Origin of the sequence: Altererythrobacter sp. TH136, assembly GCF_007065885.1 — a bacterium.
GTDB lineage: Bacteria > Pseudomonadota > Alphaproteobacteria > Sphingomonadales > Sphingomonadaceae > Tsuneonella.
This window is the reverse complement of sequence record NZ_CP041409.1, coordinates 756,742-774,300: the sequence shown is the minus strand read 5'-3', so window position 1 is coordinate 774,300 and position 17,559 is coordinate 756,742. Positions and strand designations below refer to the sequence as shown.

Genomic DNA, 17,559 nt, shown 5'->3' with positions numbered 1-17,559 from the left:
GACGGGCTAAGCCCGCTGGCCTCGACGGCTTACTGCTTCGCCTTCAGCGCTTCGCCGAGGATGTCGCCCAGCGACGCACCCGAGTCGGACGAACCGTACTGTTCGACGGCCTGCTTCTCTTCGGCGATCTGACGCGCCTTGACCGAGAAGTTGGGCTTCTTGGATCGGTCGAAACCGATGACCATGGCATCGAGCTTGGCACCGACCTGGAAGCGGTCAGGACGCTGCTCGTCGCGGTCGCGGCCAAGGTCGCTGCGCTTGATGAAGCCGGTCGCGCCGTCGTCGCCGACCTGCACTTCCAGGCCGCCGTCGCGCACTTCCAGCACGGTGACGGTGACGACGTCGTTCTTCTTGACCGAACCGGCACCGCCGCCTGCGGAAGCGGCACCGCCGCCAGCAGCGGGCGCACCCTTTTCAAGCTGCTTCATGCCGAGGCTGATGCGTTCCTTCTCGACATCGACGTCGAGCACGACCGCCTTGACCTCTTCACCCTTGCGGTGAAGCGCCAGCGCGTCCTCGCCCGAGATGCCCCAGGCGATGTCGGACATGTGGACCATGCCGTCGACGTCGCCGGGCAGGCCGATGAACAGGCCGAACTCGGTGGCGTTCTTGACTTCGCCCTCGACGATCGCACCCACCGGGTACTTGTCGGCGAAATCGTCCCACGGGTTGCCCTGCGCCTGCTTGAGGCCAAGGCTGATGCGGCGCTTGTCGCTGTCGACTTCCAGCACCACCACGTCGACTTCCTGCGAGGTCGAGACGATCTTGCCGGGGTGGACGTTCTTCTTGGTCCAGCTCATTTCCGAAACGTGGACCAGGCCTTCGATGCCGGGCTCGATCTCGACGAAGGCGCCGTATTCGGTGATGTTGGTCACCGTGCCCTTCATCTTCATGCCGACCGGGTACTTGGCGGCAACGCCATCCCACGGATCGCTTTCCAGCTGTTTCATGCCGAGGCTGATGCGCTGGGTTTCGGGATTGATGCGGACGATCTGCACCTTCACCGTGTCGCCGATGTTGATCACTTCCGACGGGTGGTTGACCCGCTTGTAGCTCATGTCGGTGACGTGCAGCAGGCCGTCGATGCCGCCGAGGTCGACGAACGCACCGTAATCGGTGATGTTCTTGACCACGCCGTCCATGACCTGACCTTCGGTCAGCTTGTCGATCAGCTCGCTGCGCTGTTCGGCGCGGGTTTCTTCCAGCACCGCGCGGCGCGACACGACGATGTTGCCGCGGCGGCGATCCATCTTCAGGATCTGGAACGGCTGCGGCATGTCCATCAGCGGGCCGACGTCACGCACCGGGCGGATATCGACCTGGCTGCCGGGAAGGAAGGCCACGGCGCCATCGAGATCGACGGTGAAACCGCCCTTGACGCGGCCGAAGATGCGGCCGTCGACGCGCTTGCCTTCGCCGAATTCGCTTTCCAGCTTGTCCCACGCGGCTTCGCGGCGGGCGCGGTCGCGGCTGAGCATCGCTTCGCCGTCGGCGTTCTCGACCCGGTCGACGAACACTTCGACTTCGGAACCGACCGAAAGGCCGTGCTCCATGTCCTCGCCGCCTTCGCCGCGAGTGAATTCCTTGAGCGCCACGCGCCCTTCGCTCTTCAGACCGACGTCGATCACGGCCATGCCGTTTTCGATCGCGGTCACGGTGCCCTTGACGACGCGGCCTTCGAAGCCGTCTTCGCCGGCGCCGCCGAGCTGTTCATTGAGCAGCGCCTCGAAATCGGCGCGAGTGGGGGTGGCAGATGATGCCATAGGATCAGGGTTCCTGTTCACGTTTGCTACCGGCCACCGGTTTTACCGGGGTCTTTCCCGCCGACCACGCACCATTGCGCGATCATCCGGGGCAAGAGGGCCGTTTCCTCGCGCGGCCGGCATGCCGTGCGAAGGTCCTGTCGAGCGAAGCTGTTTGGCCAAAGCTGTGGGGACGGGTGGCCCCTTAGTCGCGGATGCGGCAAAAAGCAAGGATAAGCGGATCAGCGCCGCGCGGTCTCCACCGCCTCGATCGCGGCGGCAATGGCCTGCTCGCGGTTGAGGGCCGAGGTGTCGATGACGAACGCACCCTCGGCCACCCGCAGCGGGGCGTCGGCGCGGCCGCTGTCGCGCGCATCGCGGGCGCGGATGTCGGCCGCGATCGCGGGCAGGGTCACGTCACGCCCGGCCTCGCGCATCTCCTTCCAGCGGCGCTGCGCGCGCGCATCGACGCTCGCGGTGACGAACAGCTTCACGTCGGCGTCGGGGGCGATCACCGTTCCGATGTCGCGCCCGTCCAGCACCGCGCCGCCAGCCTGCGTGGCGAAGGCGCGCTGGCGTTCATACAGCGCTTGGCGGACTGAAGGGTGAACCGACACCCGGCTGGCGAGGCCGCCGGTCTCCTCGCTGCGCAGATGGGGGTCCAGCAGCAAACCATCGGGAAAGGCGGTCGCGGCGAGGGCATCACCGCCGTTGTCGGGATCGCCGCCGTCGAGGAACACCTGCCGGCCAACCGCGCGATAGAGCAGCCCGGTGTCGAGATGCGGCAGGCCGTAATGCTCCGCCAGCGCGCGGGCGATGGTGCCTTTGCCGCTCGCGGTGGGACCGTCGACCGCGACGATCACGGCGCCCGCCGGGCCATCAGCGCCCGCGCCAGGCCGAACAGGGCAATCGCCATCCAGACGATCTCCAGCACCAGCGTGGGCAGGTTGAAGTTGACGGTAAGTGACACGGTCAACAGCGCGGCGCCGACGAAGTTCGTCAGGTTGAACAGCACCATGTTCATCGTCTTGGCGACGTTGCTGTAGGCGTAGGCGGCGACGATGCAGAAGCTTCCGGCAAATCCGATCAGGTCGGCAGCGAACGGAGAGATGGGTGTCATGATGAGTGCCTGAGGCCTTCGATGAGCGGGATGAAACCGGGAAAGCTGGTGTCGATCGGGCGGGTGTCGTCAATTTCCACCCCGGCCTGGCTGGCGAGCCCGGCAATGGCCAGGCTCATCGCGATACGGTGGTCGAGGTGCGTCTTGACCCGGGCGTTGGCGGTGCCGCGCAAGGGTTCGCCCCCCGTGCCTTCGATGATCAGGCCGTCGGCCCTTTCCTCGACCCGCGCCCCTGCTGCGGTGAGCGCCGCAGCCATGACGGCGAGGCGGTCGCTCTCCTTGACCCGCAGTTCGTCCAGCCCGCGCGTGACCGTGCGGCCCTGCGCGAGCGCGGCGGCGACGAACAGCACCGGAAACTCGTCGATCATGCTGGGGGCGAGGGCCGGATCGACCGCGATGCCCGACAACGCGGCGTGGCGAACCCGCAAGTCGGCGACCGGCTCACCGCCCACCTCGCGGGCGTTCAACTCCTCGATCGAAGCGCCCATTTGCCGCAGCACACCGATCAGCCCGGCGCGGGTGGGGTTGAGGCCGACGTTCTCGATGGTGAGGTCGCTGCCCTCGATCAGCGTGGCGGCCACGATGAAGAACGCGGCGGAGCTGGGATCGCCGGGCACTTCGATCGTCTGCGGCGTCAGGTCGGCCTCGCCCCGCACGCGGATGACGCGCTCGCCGTCCAGTTCCTCCACCTCCAGCTCCGCGCCGAACCCGCGCAACATCCGTTCGGAATGGTCGCGGGTGGCGACCGGTTCGATCACCGTGGTGATGCCCGCGGTGTTGAGGCCCGCGAGTAGCACGGCGCTTTTTACCTGGGCGCTCGCCACGGGGAGGCGATATTCGATCGGCACGGGGACCGGAGCCCCGGTCATCATCAGCGGCAGCGTGCCGCCGGGCGAGGGCGTGAAGCTGGCGCCGATCCGGCTCAGCGGGTCGATCACCCGGCCCATCGGCCGGCGCGAAAGGCTGGCATCGCCGGTGAACGCGGCGGTGATCGCGTGGCTGGCGAGCAGGCCCATCAGCAGCCGGGTGGAGGTGCCCGAATTGCCCATCTCCAGCGCCATGGCTGGTTGCAGCAATCCGCCAACCCCCACGCCGTGGATGCGCCACTCGTCCGCATGCTTCGCGGCCCCGGCGCCCATCTGGCGCATGGCGGCGGCGGTCGCCATCACGTCCTCGCCCTCAAGCAGGCCCGTCACCCGAGTCTCCCCGATCGCCAGCGCGCCCAGCATCACCGCCCGGTGGCTGATCGATTTGTCGCCCGGTACGCGGATCGTCCCGCGCAGCGGACCGGCTGGCATGAAGGTGCGGGGGGCGGGGGAGGCGTCCAAGGGCGATCGGTCCGGCAAGACTTGCCGGGTCGACCCGGACGCGCGGCTTTTGACAGTGCCCATGCCCTGTGGCAAGGCGCGCCCGCTCTTGATTCCGGTGCGCCGGTACCCATCAAGTTTCCCATATCTATCGCCCGTCCGCAGCTTTCGGGCGGGCCAGCCGAGGAATTGCAATGGTCAAGCCTGAATGGGGCACCAAGCGTCAGTGCCCGAAGTGCGGTGAGCGCTTCTACGATCTGGGCAAGGACGATCCGGTCGCCTGCATCGAATGCGGCGACACGTGGTCGCCCGAACCGGTGCTGAAGTCCAAGCAGCCGATCCCGTTCGAGGAAGAAAAGAAGAAGGACGTCGAGCCCGATAGCGATCTGGGCGGTGACGATCTGGAAGACATCGACGTCGATGACGACGAGGATTCGCCGGACAACGACGTCGATCTCGGCGGTGACGACGATCTGGGCGTGGCCACCGGCGGCAACGACGACGACGACGACAGTTAAATCGATACTTGCCAACCGCGGCCCGCGTCCATAAAGGGCGCGGCCTGCCGCACCTCTCGCAGGTTTGGCAGGAACGCAGTGGTACGGGGCCTTAGCTCAGCTGGGAGAGCGCCTGCATGGCATGCAGGAGGTCAGCGGTTCGATCCCGCTAGGCTCCACCATTGGACCGCCGAATTCGGTCCAATGGCTGCGATACAGACAAAGTCGGGTTTCCTGGTGGAGCTCGCACGCTGGCCGACGAGGTTTCGTCCGCCGGCGTTTTTCGCATTTGGCGGACCCGGGAGGGTCGGTCGTGTTTTGAGGTAGCGCATGTTCGACAATCTGTCCGACCGCCTCGGTAACGTCTTCGACCGCCTGCGCGGTCGCGGCGCGCTGAACGAGGCGGACGTGCGCGAGGCGATGCGCGAGGTGCGCATCGCGCTGCTCGAGGCGGACGTGGCGTTGCCAGTCGCGCGCCGGTTCATCGATGCGGTGACCGAGAAAGCGGTCGGACAGGACGTGCTGCGCTCGGTCACGCCGGGTCAGCAGGTCGTCAAGATCGTCCACGACGAGCTGGTCGAGATGCTCGGCGGCGGAGACGGCGCGCAGGCCGAACCGCTGAACCTCAACGCCAAGCCGCCGGTCGTGGTGATGATGGTCGGTCTGCAGGGATCGGGCAAGACCACCACCACCGCCAAGCTGGCGAAGTACATCCGGGAAAAGCACGGCCGCAAGGCGCTGATGGCCTCGCTCGACGTGGCCCGCCCCGCGGCGCAGGAACAGCTCGCGGTGCTGGGCACGCAGGTGGATGTCGCCACCCTGCCGATCGTCAAGGGCCAGCAGCCGGTCGACATCGCCCGCCGCGCGCTGGAAAGCGCGCGCCTGCAGAACATCGACGTCCTGCTGCTCGACACTGCGGGCCGCCTGCACGTCGATCAGGCGCTGATGGACGAGATGAAGGCGGTTGCCAGCGTCTCGGCCCCGACCGAAGTGCTGCTGGTGGTCGACGCGCTGACCGGGCAGGATGCGGTCAACGTCGCGCAGTCGTTCAGCGGCGAAGTGCCGCTCACCGGCGTGGTGCTCACCCGGATGGACGGCGATGCCCGCGGCGGCGCGGCGCTGTCGATGCGGCACGTCACTGGCAAGCCGATCAAGTTCGCCGGCACGGGCGAGAAGCTCGATGCGCTGGAGGCGTTTCACCCCGGCCGGGTAGCCGACCGCATCCTTGGCATGGGCGACGTCGTCAGCCTGGTCGAGCGCGCCGCGCAGACGATCAAGGAAGAAGACGCCGAGGCGCTGGCCAAGCGCATGGCCAAGGGTCAGTTCGACCTCAATGACCTGCGCATGCAGCTGAAGCAGATGCAGAACATGGGCGGGCTGGGGATGCTGGCCGGCATGATGCCCGGCTTGAAGAAAGCCAAGCAGGCGATGGCGCAGTCGGGTGCCGACGACAAGATGCTGGTCCACATGGACGCGATCATCGGCTCGATGACGCCGAGGGAGCGCGAGAAGCCCGAACTGATGAACGCCAAGCGCAAGAAGCGCGTGGCGGCCGGGGCCGGACTTGACGTGCAGGACGTCAACAAGCTGCTCAAGATGCATCAGGAAATGGCCCGCGCGATGAAGCAGATCCGCAAGATGGGCGGTTTCAAGGGACTGGCCGCCGCATTTGGCAAGGGCGGGCTGGGCGGTGCGCTTGGTGGAATGGGCATGGGCGGCATGGGCGGCCAGGGCGGATTTGGTGGGGGAAGCGGCTCCGCTCCTCCAGCGCTTCCCGGGCTGGGCAGCGGCGCGTTGCCGGCCAACCTGCAGGATTTGATGAAAAAGAAGTAATTCGAATAGTTTAGACTGGAAAGGTAAGAGACAATGGCAATTGCAATCCGGCTGTCGCGCGGTGGCGCGAAGAAGCGGCCTTATTATCGCATCGTGGTGGCGGACAGCCGCTCGGCGCGTGATGGCAAGTACCTCGAGCAGATCGGCACCTATAACCCGCTGCTGCCCAAGGACTCCGAAGAGCGCGTCAAGCTGAACGACGACCGAGCGAAGCACTGGCTCTCGGTCGGCGCGCAGCCGTCGGACCGTGTCGCCCGTTTCCTCGATGCCGCCGGCATCCGTGAGCGTGCGCCGCGCAACAACCCGAACAAGGGCAAGCCGGGCGAAGCCGCGACCGAGCGCGCTGAAGAGCGGGCCGCCAAGGAAGCCGAAGCTGCCGAGGCGGCTGCCGCCGCCGCCGCCGCTCCGGCACCCGAAGCCGAGGAAACCCCGGCTGCCGAGGAAGCTCCCGCCGCCGCGACCAGCTCTGACGAGCCGGCCGAAGGCAGCGAAGCGCCCGCGACCGGTGACGATGCCGCAACCGGCGCCTCGTCCGATGAGCCTGCCGAAGGCAGCGCGGACAAGGCCGAAGGCTAAGCCACGCCGATGGACAAGCCCGTCACTCTCGCCGCCGTCACCGGCGCGCACGGGGTGACGGGCGAAGTCCGCCTCAAGCTGTTCGGGGAAGGGGTGGACGCGCTGAAGCGCTACGCCAGCTTCAACGATGGCGCGCTGACGCTCAGCAAAATCCGCAGCGACAACAAGGGCGGGGCGGTCGCACGCTTTGCCGAGATCGCTGACCGGACCGCGGCGGAACAGTTGCGCGGCACCGCGCTGACGGCGCCGCGGTCAGCGATGCCGCCGCTGGCCGAGGGTGAGTATTACCACGCCGACTTGCTCGGGCTGGCCGCGGTCGATGCTGATGGCGAACCGCTGGGCGTGGTTGTCGCGATCGAGAATTTCGGCGCGGGCGATGTGTTGGAAATCGAGGCGCCCGACGGTCGCCGGGCGATGGTCCCGATGACCGCCGACGCGGTGCCCGAATGGGACGAGCACCGCGTGATGATCGATCCCGCCTTCCTGGCGTAACGCCCGGTCAGGCGTTCTCGCGCTGCGATTCACGATCGACCTTTTCTTCCCACTCACGAAATTCGCTGCGGCTCAGCAAATAGCGCCCGCGGGCCTCATCGAATGTGATCAGTTCGTCGCGCACGGCCCGGACCACCTCGGCCTTGCGGGCCGGCGACCAGTGAACTCTGTGCGACTTGGGCAGTCCGGCGCGCTTGATCGCTTCGGATACGGTACTGTCATAGGCGTAGGCCATAATCTCAAAACTCCTCCGCCCCCTCGAGGACGAAAGTGGACGGAGAGAGTTAATTCGGACTTTCCCCGAATGCCTAGCAACGGGTTAAGCATCCCAGTGGAGGCAGCGGTGCGACGAGTTGTGGCTAGCCGCGGTTGAGGACCCCGCGGGTCACGATCAGCGCCACCAGGGTCGCTCCCATATCCGCCAGCCAGTCGAGCCACTCGGCGTCCCGGTGGAGCGCGGGAATCGCCTGGAACAGCTCGATCGCGCCTCCCAGGATCGCCAGCGGTGCGAATAGCGTCAGGATCGACCGGTCGCGCCATCCAGCCGCCGCGAGCGCGCCGAGGGTGAAGAACGCCAGCATGTGCTGGATCTTGTCGCCCGGCTGACCCGGTATCTGCGGGGGCTGGGGCAGCAGCGCCATCACGAACGCGAATGCAGCGGCCAAGAAAAACGCGCGCCGCAGCCATCGCTGCGCGCGCGCGATTTCAAACATCCGAAAGATGATCAGCCCTCGACGACCTGCTCGGCGAGGACGGTGAGCCCGGCATCGCCCACTTCGGCGAAGCCGCCGCGCACCTCGATGCTTTCGGGCGCCGCGCCGGCGGTGCGATACACCTGCAGCGCGCCGTCACGGATGGTGCTCATCACCGGCGCGTGGCCTTCCAGCACGCCGAAGTCGCCTTCGGTGCCGGGGACGACCACCATGTGGACGTCTTCCGACAGGACGAGCTTGGCCGGGGTCACGAGTTCGAAGTGCAGTGGCATGTGCCTTACGCCTCGTCCGCCATCTTCTTGGCCTTCTCGACCGCCTCGTCGATCCCGCCGACCATGTAGAACGCGCTCTCGGGCAGGTGATCGTACTCGCCGTCGACGACTGCCTTGAAGCTCTTCACGGTGTCTTCCAACTGGACGAACTTGCCCGGGATGTTGGTGAACACCTCGGCGACGTGGAACGGCTGCGAGAGGAAGCGCTGGATCTTGCGCGCGCGCTGGACGGTCAGCTTATCTTCTTCCGACAGCTCGTCCATGCCGAGAATGGCGATGATGTCCTGCAGGCTCTTGTACTTCTGCAGCACTTCCTGAACGCGGCGGGCGGTGCGGTAGTGCTCTTCGCCCACGACGCGCGGTTCAAGCACGCGGCTGGTCGAATCGAGCGGGTCCACCGCCGGATAGATGCCGAGTTCGGAGATCGCGCGGCTGAGCGTGGTGGTCGCGTCCAAGTGGGCGAACGAGGTTGCAGGCGCAGGGTCGGTCAAGTCGTCCGCCGGCACGTAGATCGCCTGCACCGAGGTGATCGAGCCCTTGGTGGTCGAGGTGATGCGTTCCTGCAGGTTGCCCATGTCGGTCGACAGGGTCGGCTGATAGCCCACCGCCGACGGGATACGGCCGAGCAGCGCCGACACTTCCGAACCCGCCTGGGTGAAGCGGAAGATGTTGTCGACGAAGAACAGCACGTCCTGGCCTTCCTCGTCGCGGAAGTATTCGGCCATCGTCAGGCCCGACAGGGCGACGCGGGCGCGCGCTCCCGGGGGCTCGTTCATCTGGCCGAACACGAGCGCGACCTTGGAGCCTTCGCTGGTCGGGTTGCCTTCGGCATCCTTGGCGATGACGCCCGCGTCGAGGAACTCGTGGTAGAGGTCGTTGCCCTCGCGGGTGCGCTCACCCACGCCGGCGAACACCGACACGCCGCCGTGGCCCTTGGCGATGTTGTTGATCAGTTCCTGGATCAGCACGGTCTTGCCGACGCCGGCGCCGCCGAACAGGCCGATCTTGCCGCCGCGCGCATAGGGCGCGAGCAGGTCGATGACCTTGATGCCGGTGACCAGGATCGCCGCTTCGGTCGACTGGTCGATGAACAGCGGGGCTTCGGCATGGATCGGGTTGCGCTTCTCGGCGTTCACCGGGCCGCGCTCGTCGATCGGCTCGCCGATGACGTTGAGGATGCGGCCCAGCGTTTGCGGTCCGACCGGGACCGAGATCTGCGCGCCGGTGTTGGTCACGCGCTGGCCGCGGGTAAGACCCTCGGTCGAATCCATCGCGATCGTGCGGACGGTGTTCTCGCCAAGGTGCTGCGCGACCTCGAGCACGAGCTTGTTGCCGTTGTTGTCGGTTTCCAGCGCGGTGAGGATCGCCGGCAGCTCGCCTTCGAAGGCGACGTCGACGACGGCGCCGATCACCTGCGCGATGGTGCCAGTAGTAGTCTGGTTCAGGACGGGGGCGGTGGCCATTGTTCGTTCCTTGGGTCTAAACTTTAAAGCGCTTCGGCGCCGGCGATGATTTCAATCAGTTCGGTGGTGATCGCGGCCTGGCGGCTGCGGTTGTACTGGATGGTCAGCTTGTTGATCAGTTCGCCCGCGTTGCGGGTCGCGTTGTCCATCGCGGTCATCGAGGCACCCTGTTCGGATGCCTGGTTCTCGAGCAGCGCGCCGAACACCTGGGTCTTGAGATAGCGCGGCAACAACTCGGCGAGGATTTCGGCCTCGTCCGGTTCGTATTCGACCGCGGCCTTGCTGCTTTCGCCGGTCGAGGCGTTCTCGGGAGCAGGCACCGGGATGATCTGCAGCCGGGTCGGCTCCTGCGTCAGCGCGCTCTTGAACTTGGAGTAGAACAGGTGCGCGACGTCGAAGCGGCCCGCCTCGTACATCTCCATGATCTCCGCCACGATGCGCTCCGCCTCGGCATAGCCGGGCTCACGCACGTCGGTAGTGTCGAACATCTGGCTGATGTTGTTCGGATGGGCGCGGCGGATCGGCGCGCGGCCCTTGCGGCCGACGAGGTAGAAGTCGACGTCCTTGCCCTCGGCGCGCAGCTCGCGCGCCTTGGTGAGCGCCGCGCGCACGATATTCGAATTGAACGCGCCGGCCAGGCCCTTGTCGCTGTTGGCGACGACCAGCAGGTGACGCTGGTCACTGCCGGTGCCGGCGAACAGCTTGGGCGCGCCATCACCGGTGACCTTGGTCGCCAGGCTCGCCATCACCGTGCCCAGCCGCTCGGCATAGGGACGCGCGGCTTCGGCCGAAGCCTGTGCCTTGCGCAGCTTCGCGGCGGCGACCATCTGCTTCGCCTTCGTGATCTTCTGGGTCGACTTGACCGAGTTGATCCGACCTTTGAGTTCTTTCAGCGAGGCCATTTCGGCTCCCTAACTATTCTCTTCGGGCTCAGGCGTACTGCTTGCCGAATGCTTCGAGCGCTGCCTTGGTCTTGTCGGCCGTCTCGCCTTCGAACTTCTGCGAGGTGCGGATTTCCTCCAGCACACCAGCGTGTTCGCTGCGCATGAAGCTCAGCATCCGGGCTTCGTAGTCGGTAACCTTGTCCACCGGCACGGTGTCGAGATAGCCGTTGGTGCCGGCGAAGATCGACACGGTCTGCTCCTCGAACGGCAGCGGCGAGAACTGCGGCTGCTTGAGCAGCTCGGTCAGGCGCGCACCGCGGTTCAGCAGCTTCTGAGTCGAGGCGTCGAGGTCGGAACCGAACTGGGCGAACGCCGCCATCTCGCGGTACTGCGCCAGCTCCAGCTTGATCGAGCCCGACACCTTCTTCATCGCCTTGGTCTGCGCGGCGCCGCCGACGCGGCTCACCGACAGGCCGACGTTGATCGCCGGGCGGATGCCCTGGAAGAACAGCGTAGTTTCAAGGAAGATCTGGCCGTCGGTGATCGAGATCACGTTGGTCGGGATATAGGCCGACACGTCGCCCGCCTGCGTCTCGATGATCGGCAGCGCGGTCAGCGATCCGCCGCCGTTCTCGTCGCTCATCTTGGCCGCGCGCTCGAGCAGGCGGCTGTGCAGGTAGAATACGTCGCCGGGATAGGCTTCGCGGCCCGGCGGGCGGCGCAGCAGCAGCGACATCTGGCGATAGGCCACCGCCTGCTTCGACAAGTCGTCGTACACGATCACGGCGTGCATGCCGTTGTCGCGGAAGAATTCGCCCATCGTGCAACCGGTGTAGGGCGCGAGGTACTGCAGCGGAGCGGGCTCCGAAGCGGTCGCGGCGACGATGATGGAATATTCCATCGCGCCATTTTCTTCCAGCGTGCGGACGAGTTGCGCGACGGTGGAGCGCTTCTGGCCGACCGCGACGTAGATGCAGTACAGCTTCTTGCTCTCGTCGGTGCCGGCGTTCGCTTCCTTCTGGTTGATGAAGGTGTCGATCGCGACGGCGGACTTGCCGGTCTGGCGGTCACCGATGATCAACTCGCGCTGGCCGCGGCCGACGGGGACGAGCGCGTCGATCGCCTTGAGGCCGGTCTGCACCGGCTCGTTGACCGATTGCCGCGGGATGATGCCCGGGGCCTTCTTCTCCACGCGCATCCGCTTGTCGGCGACGATCGGGCCCTTGCCGTCGATCGGGTTGCCGAGCGCGTCGACCACGCGGCCGAGCAGGCCCTTGCCGACCGGCACGTCGACGATGGTGCCGGTGCGCTTGACGTTGTCGCCTTCCTTGATCTCGGCGTCCGAGCCGAAGATCACGACGCCGACGTTGTCGGCTTCCAGGTTCAGCGCCATGCCCTGCACGCCGTTGGCGAATTCGACCATCTCGCCCGCCTGGACGCTGTCGAGGCCGTGGATGCGGGCGATGCCGTCACCGACCGAGAGCACCGAACCGACTTCCGAGACTTCCGCCTCGGTGCCGAAATTGGCGATCTGGTCCTTGATGACCTTGGAGATTTCTGCGGCGCGAATTTCCATGACTTCGATACCTTCTTAGGGCGGTCGTGGACGACCTTAGGCCTTCATGGCCTGGGCAAGTGAATTGAGGCGAGTGCGGATCGAACCGTCGATCCGCTTTGATCCGATGGTGACCACCAGACCGCCGAGCAGATCGGGGTTCACGCTGGTCGAAAGCTTCACCGTGCGGCCTTCGCGCGTCGTCAGCTTCTGACGAAGCTGGTCGACCTGCGCGTCGGTCAGCGCGTGGGCGCTGGTGACTTCGGCGGTCACTTCACCGCGCTGGGCGGCAGCGATCGCGCGGAAAGCCTGAACGATCTTGCCGAGCTGCGACAGGCGGCGGTTCTCCGCCAGCACGCCGAGGAAGCGGCGGGTCAGTTCGCTGGTGCCGAGAATCCCCGCCACCCCTTCGATCGCGGCGCCTTGCGCGCGGCGGCCGATCTCGGGGTTGGTGGTGAGATTGCGCAGGTCAGCCGATTCGCTGAGCGCCTGGCCCAGGTGTTCGAGGTCTGCCTCGACCGCGGTGACCGTGCCGGCCTCGCTTGCCAGTTCGAACAGCGCGGAGGCATAGCGCCCTGCGAGGCTAGCCTGAATACCGGCGGAAACATCCACGCGCGTTGGTCCTCTTGGATCCGGAAAAAGGTCGGTTCAGCCGAGCCCGCGAGGGAGCAACCGCAAGGCTGCCCGGGGATGGCTGGCGCGCCCCTATCACCGGGTCTCCAACAACGCAACCGGGCGCGGGCCCCGAAGGTTTTGCGCGCGCGCCCGAGGTGGAGTAAACCTGCAGCACGGGCGAATGGGAGAGAGACGATGGAATGGTTTCCGCTGGCGGACCGGGTGGGCGCCGAAGTGCGCGGGGTGGACCTTGCGACCGTGGCCGGGGCAGCGCTCGACGACCTCAAGGCGCTGGTGTGGGACAAGGGCGTGGCGGTGCTGCGCGACCAGACGCTGACTCCGGAAGATCACATCGCGCTCGCCAACCGCTGGGGCGGGATCGACATCAACAACTACTTCCCGCTGGAGGGCGAGCATCCGGAGATCGCCATCGTCGGCAAGACGCCCGAACAGACCACCAACATCGGCGGCGGGTGGCACACCGATCATTCGTACGATCAGGTGCCGGCGATGGGCTCTATCCTGGTAGCGCGCACCCTGCCTCCGAAAGGCGGGGACACGCTGTTCATCCACATGGGCGAGGCATACGATTCGCTGGACGACGGCACCAAGGCGGAGATCGAAGGGTTGAGCGCCTTCCACACCGCCGACCACATCTATTCGCCGGACGGCGTCTATGCCCAGACCGATCAGGGCGCGACCTTGCGCGGGCAGGACCTCAAGACCGGCGCCGTCCATCCGCTGGTGGTGCGCCACCCGCGCACCGGGCGCCGGCTGCTCTATGTGAACCCGTCGTTCACCCTCAACACCGTCGGCCGGAGCCGGGCGGACAGCCTGCCGCTGCTCCAGCGCCTGTGGGCCCACGCCATGCGCGAGGAGTTGCAGGGCCGGGTCGAATGGCGGGATGGCACCGTGGCAATCTGGGACAATCGGACCACGTGGCACTACGCGATGAACGATTACCACGGCCACGCCCGCGAAATGCACCGCATCACCCTGACCGGAGAGGCGCTGGCCGCCTAGTCCCGCCTCGCTCAGTCTTTCCGGGCCCGGCAGCTGTAGACCAGCCGCTCGTTCGCCTGTGCCGGAAGCAGCGCGGCGACGCTCGATTGCATCTCGCCCAGCTTGCTCGCCGCGTCGTCGCTCCCGCAGGCCGGCGCCTGGTACTTCGCACGAGCCTCGCGAGCCTTGACCATGGCCGACCGGCTCAGCGCGAACCGATCGGTGCGAAACGTTCGGGCTTCGGGGTCGAAGCTGTTGACCGAAATCGCATCCTCGTCGTTCGGCACGAACAGCCGGCTCCACTGGCCGCCGGCAAACCCATATTGGGTGCGCCGGTTGACGCAGCCGTTCGGGTTCCACGCGAAGTCCAGGTCGGCCGGCGGCTCGCTGACGATCCGGCTGCGGTCCGGCTGGAGGGTGCAGGTCAGTTCGGTCGCCGCAGGGTCTGTCTTTCCGTCGCCATCGGAAGCAGGTTGAACCTCTTGTGCGAGGAGATCGCTGACCCGTCGATCGATCGCGTCGAGGCCGGGCCGGGTGAACCACACCGCCAGCGCCGCGACCAGTGCGGCAGCCGAGATGGCCCCGGCGATACGCATGCCCTTGCCGCCATCCTCGCGCGTCCGCAGGTTGAAGGCGGAGAACCCCGCGCCGGCAGCCACCAGCAACAGCACTGCGGCGATCGCCATCGCGTTCTCGCGATCGTTAAGGACCGACATCTCCGCCTCGAGCTGGGCGCGCTCCCGCTCTTCGCGGCTGGCCTCGGCCCGGTCAGCCAACCGGGCGCGGGCGGTGGCCTGTTGCTCGGCAAGGCGGGCGCGTTCTTCCTCATCGAGCTGCGCCATCGAGCGACAGGGCAGCGCGTTGATCGCCGGCTCCACGCCCGCGGCCTTGAGGAACGGCAGCAACTCCCGGTCGGACGCGGCAAAGGAGAACTCGGCGTCCGACCCGTCTTCGGACGTGGTTCCGAAGCTGTTGACCCCCAGCACGCGCCCGCAACTGTCCAGCAGCGGCCCACCTGAATTTCCCCGAGCGATCGGTGCTGTGTGGAGCAGGGTGTCCACATCGCGGGAGGGCCGTGCGCCCGAAATGAAACCGCGGCTCTTCACCGGAGGCTGGGGACGGAACAGGTCGGGCAGGTCGAGCCCCTGCGCCCGGTCGACGTTCATCGGGTAACCGACCGCCGTCACCTCTTCACCATCGCTGGCGGCGGTGCCGCTGATCGTCAACCTGGGCAGGCGCAGCGTCCCGGTAGTCTCCAGCAGGGCGAGGTCCTTGGCGGCGGACGCGGCGATGACCGTCGCGTAATCGGCGGCATCGCCATCCGGCGGGACGATGGCGATCCGCAGGGTATCGTCCTGCATCGCGTCGAGCACGACATGGGCATTGGTGACGATTCGGTTGGGTCCCACCGCGAACCCGGTGCCATGGCTGATAGGGGAGACCTGATCGCCCTCGGTATTCATGATCACCACCCGCACCACACCCCGCGCGGCGGCGGCGATGTCGGCGGGGTCCGCCCGGCCTGCGCCGGGGATCGAGAGAAGGACCAGCGCGAAGACGGCGGCAAACAGGCGATGCATGGGCGGCTTGTGAAGGGCTGCGACATTGACCGCAAGCGGCGGGAAGCGCAGCCCATCGTGGCACGCTACCTGTTCAGCCGCAGCCAAGTCTGGCACCGTGGAGACAGCGATGGATCATGACGAAGCACTCACCGACGAGCAGCAATGGGCCATCGCCATGGCCAAGGACCGGCGCTACGATGGCCGCTTCGTCACCGGGGTTCATTCGACCCGCATCTATTGCCGGCCCAGCTGCCCCGCGCGGGCGCCCAGGCGCGAGAACGTGCGCTTCTATGCGACGGCGGCGGAGGCCGAGGCGGCGGGCTTGCGGGCCTGCAAACGCTGCCTGCCGAACGCGGTTGCGCGGGACGAGGCGGCGGTGGTGGCCGCGATCGACGAGATCAAGGCCAGTTCGGGCCTGCCGAAGCTCGACGAGCTGGCGGCGCTGACCGGCTACTCGCCAAGCCATTTCCAGCGCGTGTTCACCCGCGCTACCGGCTTGTCCCCCGCCGCCTATGCCCGCGCATTGCGCGAGGAGCGCGCCCGTTCGGCGCTGACCAGCGAAGGCAGCGTCACGGCGGCGATCTATCAGGCAGGCTACGAGAGCCCCAGCCGCTTCTACGACAACGCCCGGCTGGGAATGCAGCCGAGCGCATGGGCCAACGGCGGGCGCGGCGTGACGATCCATTGGGCGATCGTCGGCACGACGCTGGGCCAGATGCTGGTCGCCGCGACGGAGCGGGGGGTTTGCCGCCTGTCGTTCGAGGAAGGAGCGGACGCGCTGGCGCGCCGGTTCCCCCGCGCCGACTTGGTGGAAGGGGGAGAGGCATTCCAGGCTCTGCTCAGCCAAGTCATCGCGGCGGTGGAGACGCCCGGCGACTCAGCGCACATCCCCCTCGATGTCAGGGGCACCGCGTTTCAGGAGGCATGCTGGAAGGCGCTGCGCGAGATCCCGTCCGGCGAGACGCGCACCTATGCGCAGATTGCTGCTGCTGCGGGCAATCCCAGAGCGATCCGCGCGGCGGGCAGCGCCAATGCCCGCAACAACGTGGCCGTGTTGATCCCGTGTCACCGCGTGATCCGCACCGGCGGCGATCTGGGCGGCTACGCCTACGGGCTCACGCGCAAGCGCGAGTTGCTGAAACGAGAAGGAGCGGATTCATGAACAAGGTCGATCAATTCCGGGCGCTGCACGTTCCGGGCGATCCGCTGGTTCTGTTCAACATCTGGGACGCTGGCTCGGCAAAGGTCGTGGCAGGCGCGGGCGCCAAAGCCATTGCGACTGGCAGCTATGCGGTCGCCGAGACCAACGGATTCAAGGACGGCGAGACCTTGCCGCTTGAAGTGGCGCTAGAAAACCTGCGGCGCATTGTGACGGTCACCGATCTGCCCGTGACCATCGACATGGAAGCGGGATACGGCGACAGCACCGAAGAGGTTGCCCGCTCGGTGCAACTGGCGCGCGAAGCGGGCGCGGCAGGGATCAACCTGGAGGATCGCATGCCGGGCGCCGGCGAGCTTTTGCCGGTGCATACCGCGGCGGCGCGGGTCGCGGCAGCCGCAGCGGCGGGCATCCACGTCAATGCGCGAACCGATGTTTACTTCGGCAAGAAGGCCCATGACTACACGCCCGCCCTGATCGATGCGGTGGTGGAGCGGGCGAGCGCCTTTTCCGATGCCGGTGCCGGCAGCCTGTTCGTGCCGTTCCTTGGCGACCATGCGACCATCGCGCGGATCTGCGAACGGTCACCCCTGCCGGTGAACATCCTGTGGGCGCCCGGCCGCGGTACGACCGCTGAGCTCGGCGCATTGGGGGTCGCGCGGATCAGCTTCGGTCATGGGCCGTGGGCGGCGGCGATGACCTGGCTAGAGCAACAGGCGACCGCCGTGTTCGCCGACGGAAACCCGCCTTACGCCGGTTGACTCGGC

Annotated in this window: 19 protein-coding genes and 1 tRNA gene; 8 read left to right on the top strand and 12 right to left on the bottom strand. The window is 66.9% G+C overall.

All coding sequences use genetic code 11. The features are described from left to right. Window positions 1-29: 29 nt before the first annotated feature. The 4 genes from rpsA to aroA form a co-directional block, all read right to left on the bottom strand. Window positions 30-1,763, bottom strand: coding sequence for a 30S ribosomal protein S1 (rpsA, locus tag C0V74_RS03815; RefSeq protein ID WP_131625296.1), 1,734 nt, complete (start codon window positions 1,761-1,763; stop codon window positions 30-32). Window positions 1,764-1,984: 221 nt separating this feature from the next. Then, window positions 1,985-2,605, bottom strand: coding sequence for a (d)CMP kinase (gene cmk, locus C0V74_RS03810; protein WP_131625297.1), 621 nt, complete (start codon window positions 2,603-2,605; stop codon window positions 1,985-1,987). Further along, window positions 2,602-2,862, bottom strand: a complete 261-nt coding sequence (locus C0V74_RS03805; RefSeq protein ID WP_207974479.1) for a hypothetical protein — start codon at window positions 2,860-2,862, stop codon at window positions 2,602-2,604. Before C0V74_RS03805 ends, cmk begins: the two co-directional genes overlap by 4 nt. After that, window positions 2,859-4,160, bottom strand: a complete 1,302-nt coding sequence (gene aroA, locus C0V74_RS03800) for a 3-phosphoshikimate 1-carboxyvinyltransferase (protein ID WP_143250711.1) — start codon at window positions 4,158-4,160, stop codon at window positions 2,859-2,861. The genes C0V74_RS03805 and aroA overlap by 4 nt, the downstream gene beginning before the upstream one ends. Before the next feature lie 203 nt (window positions 4,161-4,363). On the opposite strand from aroA, the gene C0V74_RS03795 reads away from it, so the two are divergent. The 5 genes from C0V74_RS03795 (at window position 4,364) to rimM (ending at window position 7,567) form a co-directional block, all read left to right on the top strand. Then, the gene (locus C0V74_RS03795) at window positions 4,364-4,687 is read left to right on the top strand and encodes a TIGR02300 family protein (RefSeq protein WP_131625299.1); all 324 of its coding nucleotides are present in this window, start codon (window positions 4,364-4,366) and stop codon (window positions 4,685-4,687) included. A gap of 85 nt (window positions 4,688-4,772) precedes the next feature. Continuing rightward, window positions 4,773-4,848: transfer RNA gene (locus C0V74_RS03790), tRNA-Ala, on the top strand. Window positions 4,849-4,996: 148 nt separating this feature from the next. Further along, complete coding sequence (ffh, locus tag C0V74_RS03785; RefSeq protein ID WP_143250710.1) at window positions 4,997-6,499, top strand: signal recognition particle protein; 1,503 nt, start codon at window positions 4,997-4,999, stop codon at window positions 6,497-6,499. Window positions 6,500-6,532: 33 nt separating this feature from the next. Next, window positions 6,533-7,075, top strand: coding sequence for a 30S ribosomal protein S16 (gene rpsP, locus C0V74_RS03780; RefSeq protein ID WP_143250709.1), 543 nt, complete (start codon window positions 6,533-6,535; stop codon window positions 7,073-7,075). A gap of 9 nt (window positions 7,076-7,084) precedes the next feature. Then, on the top strand, window positions 7,085-7,567 hold the full coding sequence (rimM, locus tag C0V74_RS03775; RefSeq protein ID WP_143250708.1) for a ribosome maturation factor RimM: 483 nt from the start codon (window positions 7,085-7,087) through the stop codon (window positions 7,565-7,567). Window positions 7,568-7,574: 7 nt separating this feature from the next. Here rimM and C0V74_RS03770 read toward each other — a convergent pair whose 3' ends face one another. The 7 genes from C0V74_RS03770 to C0V74_RS03740 form a co-directional block, all read right to left on the bottom strand. Beyond that, the gene (locus C0V74_RS03770; RefSeq protein WP_143250707.1) at window positions 7,575-7,802 is read right to left on the bottom strand and encodes a DUF1153 domain-containing protein; all 228 of its coding nucleotides are present in this window, start codon (window positions 7,800-7,802) and stop codon (window positions 7,575-7,577) included. Between the two features lie 124 nt (window positions 7,803-7,926). After that, window positions 7,927-8,232 (bottom strand): hypothetical protein, encoded by a 306-nt coding sequence (locus tag C0V74_RS03765; RefSeq protein ID WP_246844953.1) that lies wholly within the window; start codon window positions 8,230-8,232, stop codon window positions 7,927-7,929. Between the two features lie 59 nt (window positions 8,233-8,291). Further along, window positions 8,292-8,552 carry an ATP synthase F1 subunit epsilon gene (locus C0V74_RS03760; RefSeq protein WP_131625305.1) on the bottom strand — a complete coding sequence of 87 codons (261 nt, stop codon included), beginning with the start codon at window positions 8,550-8,552 and terminating at the stop codon, window positions 8,292-8,294. Window positions 8,553-8,557: 5 nt separating this feature from the next. Next, window positions 8,558-10,015, bottom strand: coding sequence for a F0F1 ATP synthase subunit beta (gene atpD, locus C0V74_RS03755; protein ID WP_131625306.1), 1,458 nt, complete (start codon window positions 10,013-10,015; stop codon window positions 8,558-8,560). A gap of 23 nt (window positions 10,016-10,038) precedes the next feature. Then, window positions 10,039-10,917 carry a F0F1 ATP synthase subunit gamma gene (locus tag C0V74_RS03750; RefSeq protein ID WP_143250705.1) on the bottom strand — a complete coding sequence of 293 codons (879 nt, stop codon included), beginning with the start codon at window positions 10,915-10,917 and terminating at the stop codon, window positions 10,039-10,041. 28 nt (window positions 10,918-10,945) lie between these two features. Beyond that, window positions 10,946-12,475, bottom strand: a complete 1,530-nt coding sequence (atpA, locus tag C0V74_RS03745; protein WP_131625308.1) for a F0F1 ATP synthase subunit alpha — start codon at window positions 12,473-12,475, stop codon at window positions 10,946-10,948. A 36-nt stretch (window positions 12,476-12,511) separates the two neighbouring features. Next, window positions 12,512-13,066 (bottom strand): F0F1 ATP synthase subunit delta, encoded by a 555-nt coding sequence (locus C0V74_RS03740; RefSeq protein WP_143250704.1) that lies wholly within the window; start codon window positions 13,064-13,066, stop codon window positions 12,512-12,514. A gap of 198 nt (window positions 13,067-13,264) precedes the next feature. Between C0V74_RS03740 and C0V74_RS03735 the strand changes: the two genes are divergently transcribed. Next, window positions 13,265-14,092 carry a TauD/TfdA family dioxygenase gene (locus C0V74_RS03735; RefSeq protein ID WP_143250703.1) on the top strand — a complete coding sequence of 276 codons (828 nt, stop codon included), beginning with the start codon at window positions 13,265-13,267 and terminating at the stop codon, window positions 14,090-14,092. Window positions 14,093-14,103: 11 nt separating this feature from the next. Here C0V74_RS03735 and C0V74_RS03730 read toward each other — a convergent pair whose 3' ends face one another. Next, window positions 14,104-15,651, bottom strand: a complete 1,548-nt coding sequence (locus C0V74_RS03730; RefSeq protein ID WP_143250702.1) for a serine protease — start codon at window positions 15,649-15,651, stop codon at window positions 14,104-14,106. Between the two features lie 109 nt (window positions 15,652-15,760). Between C0V74_RS03730 and C0V74_RS03725 the strand changes: the two genes are divergently transcribed. Continuing rightward, window positions 15,761-16,795, top strand: a complete 1,035-nt coding sequence (locus C0V74_RS03725; protein WP_143250701.1) for a methylated-DNA--[protein]-cysteine S-methyltransferase — start codon at window positions 15,761-15,763, stop codon at window positions 16,793-16,795. Next, on the top strand, window positions 16,792-17,553 hold the full coding sequence (locus C0V74_RS03720; RefSeq protein WP_143250700.1) for an isocitrate lyase/phosphoenolpyruvate mutase family protein: 762 nt from the start codon (window positions 16,792-16,794) through the stop codon (window positions 17,551-17,553). The genes C0V74_RS03725 and C0V74_RS03720 overlap by 4 nt, the downstream gene beginning before the upstream one ends. The last annotated feature ends 6 nt before the right edge of the window (window positions 17,554-17,559 follow it).

What these genes read in the sequence shown, in the direction of transcription:
- atpD (WP_131625306.1), bottom strand. Translation starts at nt 10,015, where the DNA reads ATGGCCACCGCCCCCGTCCTGAACCAGACTACTACTGGCACCATCGCG.
- C0V74_RS03735 (WP_143250703.1), top strand. Translation starts at nt 13,265, where the DNA reads ATGGAATGGTTTCCGCTGGCGGACCGGGTGGGCGCCGAAGTGCGCGGG.
- rimM (WP_143250708.1), top strand. Translation starts at nt 7,085, where the DNA reads ATGGACAAGCCCGTCACTCTCGCCGCCGTCACCGGCGCGCACGGGGTG.
- rpsP (WP_143250709.1), top strand. Translation starts at nt 6,533, where the DNA reads ATGGCAATTGCAATCCGGCTGTCGCGCGGTGGCGCGAAGAAGCGGCCT.
- C0V74_RS03770 (WP_143250707.1), bottom strand. Translation starts at nt 7,802, where the DNA reads ATGGCCTACGCCTATGACAGTACCGTATCCGAAGCGATCAAGCGCGCC.
- C0V74_RS03730 (WP_143250702.1), bottom strand. Translation starts at nt 15,651, where the DNA reads ATGCATCGCCTGTTTGCCGCCGTCTTCGCGCTGGTCCTTCTCTCGATC.
- C0V74_RS03760 (WP_131625305.1), bottom strand. Translation starts at nt 8,552, where the DNA reads ATGCCACTGCACTTCGAACTCGTGACCCCGGCCAAGCTCGTCCTGTCG.
- C0V74_RS03725 (WP_143250701.1), top strand. Translation starts at nt 15,761, where the DNA reads ATGGATCATGACGAAGCACTCACCGACGAGCAGCAATGGGCCATCGCC.
- C0V74_RS03795 (WP_131625299.1), top strand. Translation starts at nt 4,364, where the DNA reads ATGGTCAAGCCTGAATGGGGCACCAAGCGTCAGTGCCCGAAGTGCGGT.
- C0V74_RS03720 (WP_143250700.1), top strand. Translation starts at nt 16,792, where the DNA reads ATGAACAAGGTCGATCAATTCCGGGCGCTGCACGTTCCGGGCGATCCG.
- ffh (WP_143250710.1), top strand. Translation starts at nt 4,997, where the DNA reads ATGTTCGACAATCTGTCCGACCGCCTCGGTAACGTCTTCGACCGCCTG.
- atpA (WP_131625308.1), bottom strand. Translation starts at nt 12,475, where the DNA reads ATGGAAATTCGCGCCGCAGAAATCTCCAAGGTCATCAAGGACCAGATC.
- rpsA (WP_131625296.1), bottom strand. Translation starts at nt 1,763, where the DNA reads ATGGCATCATCTGCCACCCCCACTCGCGCCGATTTCGAGGCGCTGCTC.
- C0V74_RS03750 (WP_143250705.1), bottom strand. Translation starts at nt 10,917, where the DNA reads ATGGCCTCGCTGAAAGAACTCAAAGGTCGGATCAACTCGGTCAAGTCG.
- C0V74_RS03805 (WP_207974479.1), bottom strand. Translation starts at nt 2,862, where the DNA reads ATGACACCCATCTCTCCGTTCGCTGCCGACCTGATCGGATTTGCCGGA.
- aroA (WP_143250711.1), bottom strand. Translation starts at nt 4,160, where the DNA reads ATGCCAGCCGGTCCGCTGCGCGGGACGATCCGCGTACCGGGCGACAAA.